Consider the following 8818-nt stretch of genomic DNA (forward strand, 5'->3'; position numbering starts at 1 on the left):
AAGTGAACGCCGTCAACGCAGTTATCGTCCCAGTGAAGACGAGAGGATTAGTGGCGGAAGTGACGCATACCGGTAAAGATCATCGCCATGCCGTGTTCGTCTGCTGCTGCAATAACTTCGTCATCACGCATAGAACCACCTGGTTGGATAACACACTTGATGCCCGCTTCTGCAGCCGCGTCGATGCCGTCACGGAATGGGAAGAATGCATCTGATGCCATTACACAACCTTCAACCTGTAGACCTTCGTCTGCAGCTTTGATGCCTGCGATTTTCGCAGAGTAAACGCGGCTCATTTGGCCAGCACCTACACCGATAGTCATGTCGCTTTTCGAGTAAACGATCGCGTTAGATTTCACGTATTTCGCTACTTTCCAGCAGAACAGTGCATCTTTTAGCTCTTCTTCTGTTGGCTGGCGCTTAGAAACCACTTTTAGGTCGTCTAGGCTTACCATGCCTTGGTCGCGGTCTTGAACCAGTAGACCGCCATTCACGCGTTTCACGTCAAAGCCAGTTGTCTTCGTTGTCCATTCGCCACACTCAAGTAGACGTACGTTCTTCTTCGCGGCAACCACTTCAATTGCTTCAGCAGAAACAGAAGGTGCGATGATCACTTCAACGAATTGACGCTCAACAATAGCGGTTGCTGTTTCAGCATCCAGTTCTTGGTTGAATGCAATGATGCCGCCGAATGCAGATGTTGGGTCAGTTTGGTAAGCACGGTTGTACGCTTCTAGGATGTCTTTACCTAGAGCAACACCGCATGGGTTTGCGTGTTTTACGATTACACATGCTGGCTCGTTGAACTCTTTCACACATTCAAGCGCTGCGTCCGTGTCTGCGATGTTGTTGTAAGAAAGGGCTTTACCTTGGATTTGGCGAGCAGTAGAAACGGATGCTTCTTGTGGGTTTGCTTCAACGTAGAATGCGGCTGCTTGGTGGCTGTTCTCACCGTAGCGCATGTCTTGCTTCTTCTCGAACTGTTGGTTGAACGTACGAGGGAATTTGCTCTCTTCATCACCGTCTTTGTTCTCACCGTAAGATGGAACCATAGTGCCGAAGTAGTTTGCGATCATGCCGTCGTAAGATGCTGTGTGCTCGAATGCTGCGATAGCTAGGTCGAAACGAGTTTCGAGAGTGAGAGATTTGTCGTTTGCGTCCATCTCTGTAATTACGCGGCCGTAATCACCTGCATTAACAACGATAGTCACGTCTTTGTGGTTTTTCGCTGCAGAACGAACCATTGTTGGGCCGCCGATATCGATGTTTTCAACAGCGTCGGCTAGTGTACAGCCTTCTTTGGCAACGGTTTCTGCGAATGGGTATAGGTTTACGACAACCATATCGATAGGGTTGATGCCGTGCTTTTCCATCACGTCATCATCTTGGCCACGACGACCAAGCACACCACCGTGAACTTTTGGGTGAAGCGTTTTAACGCGGCCGTCCATCATTTCTGGGAAACCAGTGTAGTCAGAGACTTCGGTTACGGCGATGCCTTGTTCGGCAAGTAGGCGAGCTGTACCACCAGTAGATAGGATATCGACACCGCGCTCAGCAAGAGCTTGCGCAAACTCAACAATACCTGTTTTGTCTGATACGCTGATAAGCGCACGGCGAATAGGACGAGCGTTATTCATGCTTCCATTTTCCTCAAATTCACGGAGTTAAAGATGTTTGCCAAAAATGAACTTGTTTTTACCTCTTGGGGTAAAATATTGGCCAGTTTTGGTAAAGACCTTTGCAGGGTGTTTTCTGGTTAGAAAACAGTCTCCACATTTGATGGCGCGTATTCTAACCAATTTATTACAAAAAAGCTCGCGCAATCGTTTGGCATCTCAAAAATAATTGCAAAAAAGTCGTTCTTTAGCTTTAAAAGTAACGAGATAGTTAATAGGGAAAGTTATGTTTCAGATAGGTGAACTGGCAAAACGTTGTGGTGTGACTGCCGATACATTGCGTTTCTACGAGAAAAACGCGCTAATAAAACCCGCAGGACGAAGTGAGTCAGGCTATCGCTTGTATGATGAAGAGAATCAAAAGCAGGTGCACTTTATCCTCAAAGGTAAAGATCTTGGCTTGAGTCTGGATGAAATTAAAGACCTGTTAGAAATTAAGTTAGAAGCGACAGAACACAGCTGTGCAGAGGTAAAAGCCATTACTTCTGCCAAGTTAGAGCTGATTGATGGGAAAATTAACGAGCTGACGAAAATTCGCCGAGCGTTAAAGAAGATTAATGATGCTTGTTGTGGTCATACAGACGATGACGCCACACATTGCTCTATCCTTGCCGCACTTGAGTAGTCTCATTCTTGCATCACTTAACTTAAGTTTGCATTTTTGGCGACTTGCTTTTCTAGGTACATGCTGCTTTCCCACCTATAATCTTGCCTTTAGTTACTTGTAGGAATCGACCATTGTCTGATTCCTAGCGTAACGCTGTCTGTAGATACGAGAGTTTTCATACATGGTTGGAGTCTATTTTCAAATCAATGACTGGGTTTTGAGCGTTGATGAAAATAAGCTGTATCGACAAGATAGGGAAGTTACTGTTGAGCCACGCTTAATTAATCTTTTGCACTTCTTAGCGGAGCATGCGAATGAGGTGTTCAACCGCGAGGAATTGATTCAGTACGTTTGGGCTGGAGCGATTGTGACCGATCAAGTGGTGACTCAATCCATCTTTGAGTTGCGTAAGCTACTACGTGACGGTCGAGAGGAAAATACCAACTACGTTATCACGGTGCCCAAGCGTGGCTATAAGCTGGTAGCGAACGTGGTTACTATGACGCATGAAGAGTTTGTCACAAGTCGGCAAAATGAAGAGATCCCACCTTCTGTTGAAGAATCGGAAGAAGATTGTCTACCTATAGCACCAGCCGTTACCTTTCCTGCCGGTCCTCTAACTCGCGCAGTCTGCGAGATGTCAAAAGAGAAAAAAGCACCTCAGAGCAAAAACAAAATCAGCCCTTGGCGATTGGGAATTATGAACTTCATCTGGATCAGTATGTTGGTCGTAGTGATGGGCGTGTTTACCTACAAGCAGTCGGAAGTGCGTATTACCCAAGCCATCGATACCCATCTGATTGAGTTCAAGTTTCAAGATAATTTTACGAATGAAGGATTAAGCTACGATTTGGCAGACGGATTCGCCCAAAAGTTGATGTCCGACATTGCTCAAGTCAGTGATTACCGAGTCATGCTAAAGAAGGCGTCGTTTACTTCTGGCATTGTGCCTGGTAAATCGGTTGTGGTGAGAGTTCGTGAGAATGACGGTGGCAGCTTTTTAGAGGTGGAATATCGCAATAACTCATCTGAGAAAGTGTTGTTTAGTCGTCAATACGCGTTAACCAGTAGTCATTTAAAGACAGTGCTTCAACAAGCGTCGTTGGATTTGATGCAAGTGCTGAAAGTATCGGATGCCAAATTGAAATCTACGATGCTGGTGGCGGGAATGCCAATGAATCCCGACGCGTTGGAGTTGTTTGTTCAGGCTAACCATTACCTTAATGTCTCTGATACTAAACAATTCCGCCAAGGTATCGACTTGATGGAAAACATTTTAGAAATCGAGCCGGATAATGCTTACGTTCAAGCTGAGTTGTTGATTGCTTACCATGTACAAAAGGCACTTGATTTCTCACAGGAGTTGAAGAAAGGGCGAATGCAGCAGCTCAGTGAAGCACTAGAGACTAATGTGAAAATGATGGTGGGGCCAATTCAACCGCGAATTTATGAAGCTTTAGCACTGCACGAAACCATCATTGGTGACATGGCGTTAGCCAAGCGGCATCTCGGACAGGCATTGAGGTTACGTGATTCAGTGCTTTCCTATGTGATTCGCGGTAAGCACGCCGAATTGGATGGTGATCTGGATTTAGCCAGTGAGTCTTACAGTGAAGCTTTCTATATTGATACGTCGGTTGAGACGTACCTGCTGTGCGAAAACTTGGTCTTCCCAAGTAACATGAAGGCGATTGATTACGCCATGTATCGCGCCGTTCACCCTTCTGTCGTTCGAATGCTTTAATTCTCTCGGACTCAACGTCAGTCTAATGCTAGCCCCTCATTTCGGTGAGGGGCTTTTTTGTCGCTGTCGAAAAGTGAAAAGGGTGAGGCGGTGGGGCAATGACTTACGAAGGAGCTAACAACGCAAGCTTGCAACGGGAATACATACCCGCTTCTCTATCTCTATCTCTATCTCTATCTCTATCTCTATCTCTATCTCTATTGATTGTATGAAGTGTCTGGCTGAGTTATGTGGCGAGAATGATTTTGATGCTTTCTTGCAGGCGAGATGAATATTGATGTGGGTCAAAAAGCGCGATCAGGGAGAGATTTATGGAATCAACACTTCAGGGAATTAACCCTTCGGGATGGGGAAGTTGATAGAGGTTGATAACTTTTATCGCGATGACCAACGAGTTGATGAGAGTTTATCTATCGGTAGAAGGTTTGATGTTTTTCTTATAACCGTATGAATAATATAGTTTTATATTTTTGTGTTTATCATGTTTATCTCAACTTGATGTTGATGAACTAATCATTTTATTGATAACACCAAGTTTATTTTTTTCCCGATTTTTGGGCGTAGTCTTCACTTCGAAATTTAGCGAGGTCGAGCAGGTTCTTCCTCATAGCACCTCGCTAATAACCATTCAGTTTGAGTCATGTTGACTCGAGTAGAATAGATTTGGAGATGTTATGTCATCGAATGCGAAAAAAATCGGCCTTATTGCCTGTACGGGTGTCGTAGCCGGTAACATGATGGGTAGTGGTATCGCACTATTACCTTCTAGTCTTGCCTCTGTAGGCTCTGTTTCAATCTTCAGTTGGCTGATCTGTTTGGTCGGTGCACTGAGTCTGGCGTTTGTTTACGCTCGTCTGGCAACCAAAAACCCACAAGAAGGTGGTCCTATCGCTTATGCTGGCGAAGTGTCTCCGGTATTTGGTTTCCAAACGGGCGTTCTTTATTACCACGCGAACTGGATTGGTAACCTGGCTATTGCCATTACAGGTGTTTCTTACCTTTCAGTATTCTTCCCTGTGCTTAATAACCCAATCCCAGCAGGTATTGCGACGATTGCATCGGTATGGATCTTCACTTTCGTCAACCTACTTGGTGGTAGCTGGGTAAGCCGTCTATGTACGCTTGGTCTAGTTCTTATCCTTATCCCAGTTGTTGGTACAGCCGCATTTGGTTGGACGCACTTCGATACTGCGCTTTACAGCCAAAACTGGAACGTATCAGCAGGCACTGACAGCCACGCGGTAGTAACAGCGGTTCTTATCTGTCTATGGTCATTCGTAGGTGTGGAATCAGCAGCGGTATCGACTGGTATGGTAGAAAACCCTAAACGTACTGTACCACTAGCAACTATGTTGGGTACTGGTATCGCAGGTGTGATTTACATCCTATCAACTCAAATGATCAGCGGCATGTTCCCAGCGTCAGAAGTTGCGGCATCAGGTGCGCCATTTGCATTAGCAACCACTGAGCTATTCGGTAGCTGGACAGCACCATTCGTATCAGCATTCACAGCGCTAGCATGTTTCACTTCGCTAGGTTCTTGGATGATGCTAGTAGGTGAAGCAGGTAAACGTGCAGCAAACGACGGCAACTTCCCTAAAATCTACGGCGAAACTGACAAAAACGGTGTGCCTAAGAAAGGTCTAATCCTTGCGTCAATCAAGATGACTGCACTGATGGTTGTACTGATGTTCTTCAGCTCTAAAACAGCACACGCATCAGACCTGTTCAACCAGCTAACGACTGACGCAGTTCTACTAACTATGCTGCCTTACTTCTACTCGAGCATTAACTTGATTCGCTTCGAAGGTATGACAACACGCAACGGCTTCGTAATGCTGTTCTCTGGTGTGGCTTGTCTGTTCTGCTTCATCGCACTAGCGGGTGCAGAGGGCGGTACGCTAACAGCAACCTTCATCGTGTCTCTAGTTATCTTGATGTTCTACAGCAAAAAAGCAGGTCTTGCTCAGTACGTGAAAATGCACGCTGACGACATGCCTGCCCAAGCAAGCAACTAATTCCCAAAACGCTGGCACTACGGTGCCAGCCCATAAAACCCAAATTCACGCGGCGCTCACCTTACTCATTGCCTGTAAATGGCAAAGAGCGCCCTCATTCGCCTTGGAGATGTCCAAATGAATATATTCGCTATCTTGAACCACATGGGTGTGTTCTTTAAAGAAGAGCCAGTTCGTCAACTTCACGCTGCTCTTGAGAAAGCGGGCTACGAAGTGGTTTACCCAGTAGATGATAAAGACTTGATCAAAATGATTGAGATGAACCCACGCATTTGCGGTGTGCTGTTCGACTGGGATAAATACTCACTAGAGCTATGTGAACGTATCAGCCAAATCAACGAAAAACTGCCTGTTCACGCATTTGCTAACGAACAGTCTACTCTAGACATTTCACTAACAGACCTACGTCTAAACGTGAGCTTCTTCGAGTACGCTTTAGGTATGGCTGACGACATCGCTATCAAAATCAACCAAGCGACTGAGGCATACAAAGATGCCATCATGCCTCCATTCACTAAAGCGTTATTCAAATACGTAGAAGAAGGTAAATACACCTTCTGTACTCCAGGTCACATGGGCGGTACTGCATTCCAGAAAAGCCCTGCTGGTAGCATCTTCTACGATTTTTACGGTCCAAACACATTTAAAGCGGACGTATCAATCTCAATGCCTGAGTTAGGTTCTCTACTAGACCATTCAGGTCCACATAAAGATGCAGAAGAATACATCGCACGCACATTCAATGCAGACAGCTCGTACATCGTAACTAACGGTACGTCTACATCGAACAAAATCGTTGGTATGTACTCAGCACCTGCGGGCAGCACAGTACTGATTGACCGTAACTGTCACAAATCTCTGACTCACCTAATGATGATGAGCGACGTGACACCAATCTACTTCCGCCCAACTCGTAACGCATACGGCATCCTTGGTGGTATTCCACAAAGCGAATTCAGCCGCGATGTCATTGCAGAGAAAGTGGCGAAAACACCAGGTGCAACAGCACCAACTTACGCAGTAGTGACTAACTCAACTTACGATGGCTTGCTGTACAACACACAATTCATCAAAGAGTCGCTAGATTGTAAACACATCCACTTCGACAGTGCTTGGGTGCCTTACACTAACTTCAACCCAATTTACGAAGGTAAATGTGGTATGAGTGGTGAAGCGATGCCAGGCAAAGTGTTCTACGAAACACAATCAACACACAAACTGTTGGCTGCGTTCTCACAAGCTTCAATGATTCATGTGAAAGGCGACTTTGATAAAGAATCTTTCAACGAAGCATTCATGATGCACACTTCAACTTCACCTCAGTACGGCATTGTTGCTTCTACTGAAACTGCAGCGGCAATGATGCGCGGCAACACTGGTAAGAAGTTGATGCAAGACTCTATCGATCGCGCAATCCGCTTCCGTAAAGAGATCAAACGTCTAGAAGCAGAAAGCGACAGCTGGTTCTTCGATGTATGGCAACCAGAAAACATCGATACCACGGAATGTTGGAAACTAGACCCTAGCGACACATGGCACGGCTTCAAGAACATGGATGACAACCACATGTATCTTGACCCAATCAAAGTAACGCTACTGACTCCGGGGATGAATAAAGAAGGCGAACTAGAAGAATCAGGTATTCCTGCTTCGCTGGTGGCTAAATTCCTAGACGAGCGCGGCATCGTGGTAGAGAAAACAGGTCCATACAACTTGTTGTTCCTATTCTCAATCGGTATCGACAAATCAAAAGCAATGCAATTGCTACGCGGCCTAACTGAATTTAAACGTGGCTACGACTTGAACCTAACCATCAAGAGCTTCCTACCTTCACTATACAACGAAGACCCAAGCTTCTATGAAGGCATGCGTGTTCAAGAACTAGCACAAGCGATTCATGACCTAACTAAGAAATACAACCTACCTGAGCTAATGTACAAAGCGTTCGATGTACTTCCAGAAATGAAAGTAACACCACACGCAGCATGGCAAGAAGAGCTTCGTGGCAACATCGAAGAAATCAAACTGGAAGAAATGGTTGGCCGCGTAAGTGCGAACATGATCCTTCCTTACCCTCCAGGTGTGCCACTAGTACTTCCTGGTGAAATGGTGACTCAAGAGTCTCGCCCTGTGCTGGACTTCCTAGAGATGCTTTGTGAGATCGGTGCGCATTACCCAGGTTTCGAAACCGACATCCACGGTCTATACCAACAAAAAGATGGTAGTTACACCGTAAAAGTATTGAAGAACTAAGTTCCTCTCGAAGATGACGCCATTGGGAATGCAAGCATGCTCCACTCTTACGAGCTCAATGCGTCATCGAACAATAACGACATTTAGATATACCCCTAACTCATCTGTCGTAAAGATAAGGGCAAGGATGCTCTGATCTTTTCTTCTATATATAGAAGAAACACTTTTCCAAGACTTCACCTGAAGTACCCCAAATAAAAAGCAAAGACCAAAAGAGCAGTTCGTCATCGTTCTGCTCTTTTTTCGTCTTTATATAGATAGAAAGAGAAAAAAGAACCAAGAGAGATAAGATCAGCAATCAAAATCACAAAGAAATCGGCGATCTTTTAATGCAGAAGTCAGGTGTTTCATCATGAAAAGATCCTCTGCAACCCGAAATATTAGACAAGATCGTTGAGTATCTATGCAGAATGCTCGTTATTTGTTCGGTTGAAAGTTTTTTTGCAAAAAACGCTTGTACTAATTTCTCAACTCCCTATACTGCGCATCCACCGACACGGAGTGAGACGAAAGTCAC

General features: G+C 45.3%; 5 protein-coding genes. 4 read left to right on the forward strand and 1 reads right to left on the reverse strand.

The annotated features are described in order from the left end of the window. Positions 1-47: 47 nt before the first annotated feature. Entirely contained in the window at positions 48-1640 is a 1593-nt protein-coding gene (gene purH / locus R7190_RS24515) for a bifunctional phosphoribosylaminoimidazolecarboxamide formyltransferase/IMP cyclohydrolase (protein ID WP_053303479.1), read from the reverse strand. A gap of 265 nt (positions 1641-1905) precedes the next feature. Here purH and zntR point away from each other — a divergent pair, with 265 nt between their 5' ends. The 4 genes from zntR to R7190_RS24535 all read left to right on the forward strand — a co-directional run bounded on the left by zntR (position 1906) and on the right by R7190_RS24535 (position 8301). After that, on the forward strand, positions 1906-2304 hold the full coding sequence (zntR, locus tag R7190_RS24520; RefSeq protein ID WP_005382529.1) for a Zn(2+)-responsive transcriptional regulator: 399 nt from the start codon (positions 1906-1908) through the stop codon (positions 2302-2304). A gap of 163 nt (positions 2305-2467) precedes the next feature. Further along, a complete protein-coding gene (cadC, locus tag R7190_RS24525; protein ID WP_005382530.1) occupies positions 2468-4030 on the forward strand; it encodes a lysine decarboxylation/transport transcriptional activator CadC in 1563 nt (520 codons plus the stop codon). 674 nt (positions 4031-4704) lie between these two features. After that, entirely contained in the window at positions 4705-6048 is a 1344-nt protein-coding gene (gene cadB / locus R7190_RS24530) for a cadaverine/lysine antiporter (protein WP_005434864.1), read from the forward strand. Positions 6049-6165: 117 nt separating this feature from the next. Beyond that, positions 6166-8301, forward strand: a complete 2136-nt coding sequence (locus tag R7190_RS24535; RefSeq protein ID WP_017635553.1) for a lysine decarboxylase CadA — start codon at positions 6166-6168, stop codon at positions 8299-8301. Positions 8302-8818 lie beyond the last annotated feature (517 nt).

The organism is Vibrio sp. 1078-1, assembly GCF_033340475.1.